Source organism: Pedobacter sp. N23S346 (assembly GCF_048515415.1).
Taxonomy (GTDB): Bacteria; Bacteroidota; Bacteroidia; order Sphingobacteriales; family Sphingobacteriaceae; genus Pedobacter.
In genome coordinates this window covers 1-1993 of record NZ_JBLYEE010000030.1, presented here as the reverse complement: position 1 = coordinate 1993, position 1993 = coordinate 1, and the positions used below count along the sequence as shown (strand labels likewise).

Annotated in this window: 1 rRNA gene; it reads right to left on the bottom strand. The window is 48.0% G+C overall.

From position 1 onward, the window contains the following. Positions 1 to 53: 53 nt before the first annotated feature. A 16S ribosomal RNA gene (locus ACN1CD_RS23550) occupies positions 54 to 1573 on the bottom strand. Positions 1574 to 1993: the final 420 nt, after the last annotated feature.

Below are 1993 nucleotides of genomic sequence, written 5' to 3'. Positions count from 1 at the left end.
CTACCTTATTTAGAAATATCATGTTGCGAAGCGAGTAGGTGACACTACTCCAGAAAGGAGGTATTCCAGCCGCACCTTCCGGTACGGCTACCTTGTTACGACTTAGCCCCAGTTATCGGTTTTACCCTAGGACGCTCCTTGCGGTTACATACTTTAGGTACCCCCAACTTCCATGGCTTGACGGGCGGTGTGTACAAGGCCCGGGAACGTATTCACCGCGTCATTGCTGATACGCGATTACTAGCGAATCCAACTTCATGGGGTCGAGTTGCAGACCCCAATCCGAACTGTGAATGGCTTTGTGAGATTCGCATCATATTGCTATGTAGCTGCCCGCTGTACCATCCATTGTAGCACGTGTGTAGCCCCGGACGTAAGGGCCATGATGACTTGACGTCGTCCCCTCCTTCCTCTCTGTTTGCACAGGCAGTCTGTTTAGAGTCCCCACCTTAACGTGCTGGCAACTAAACATAGGGGTTGCGCTCGTTGCGGGACTTAACCCAACACCTCACGGCACGAGCTGACGACAGCCATGCAGCACCTAGTTTCGTGTGATTGCTCACTCATTTATCTCTAAATGATTCACTAACTTTCAAGCCCGGGTAAGGTTCCTCGCGTATCATCGAATTAAACCACATGCTCCTCCGCTTGTGCGGGCCCCCGTCAATTCCTTTGAGTTTCAATCTTGCGACCGTACTCCCCAGGTGGAACACTTAACGCTTTCGCTTAGCCGCTGACTGTGTATCGCCAACAGCGAGTGTTCATCGTTTAGGGCGTGGACTACCAGGGTATCTAATCCTGTTTGATCCCCACGCTTTCGTGCCTCAGCGTCAATTAAACCATAGTAAGCTGCCTTCGCAATCGGTGTTCTGAGACATATCTATGCATTTCACCGCTACTTGTCTCATTCCGCCTACCTCTAGTTCATTCAAGCCCGTCAGTATCAAAGGCACTGCGATAGTTGAGCTACCGTCTTTCACCCCTGACTTAACGGGCCGCCTACGCACCCTTTAAACCCAATAAATCCGGATAACGCTTGGATCCTCCGTATTACCGCGGCTGCTGGCACGGAGTTAGCCGATCCTTATTCTTCCGGTACATTCAGCACAATACTCGTATCGTGGTTTATTCCCGGATAAAAGCAGTTTACAACCCATAGGGCAGTCTTCCTGCACGCGGCATGGCTGGTTCAGAGTTGCCTCCATTGACCAATATTCCTTACTGCTGCCTCCCGTAGGAGTCTGGTCCGTGTCTCAGTACCAGTGTGGGGGGTCATCCTCTCAGATCCCCTAGTCATCGTCGCCTTGGTGGGCCGTTACCCCGCCAACTAGCTAATGACACGCATGCCCATCTCTATCCCATTAATGTTTGATCATTGAATAATGCCATTCTGTGATTTTATGCGGTATTAATCCGGATTTCTCCGGGCTATCCCCCAGATAAAGGTAGGTTGCATACGCGTTACGCACCCGTGCGCCGGTCTCAAGTTAGCAAGCTAACTATACCCCTCGACTTGCATGTATTAGGCCTGCCGCTAGCGTTCATCCTGAGCCAGGATCAAACTCTCCATTGTAAAATGTTGTTTTGATGCTGACCAGTTTTAACTATTGTTAAAAATAGTCTTCTTTTGTTTTGTCTGTTAGACATCACCTTTAAAATAAAGCTACTTAATCATGTACTTCAATCAGTACTTCATTAAACCCGCTTTCGCTACATTGACATCTCTTTTAAGAACTTATCGACTGTTATTACCTCGCGGCCCGTCTTTCTATATATATCTTCAGGTTTTGGTTTCGGCCGGTCTTATTCATCCAGCCTGTGTTTTCTAACCCGTTTCAATCTTGTTTATAATCGCCAGTGACATCCGCCACCTTGATCTTTTTCCCCTTCCTTTCGGTTGGGAGTGCAAAGGTAGAAATCTTTTCCCAACTTCCAAATAAAATCTGGTTTTATTTTTTTAGCTGGTATTTCCTATTTTGCCTTTCAATTTGCC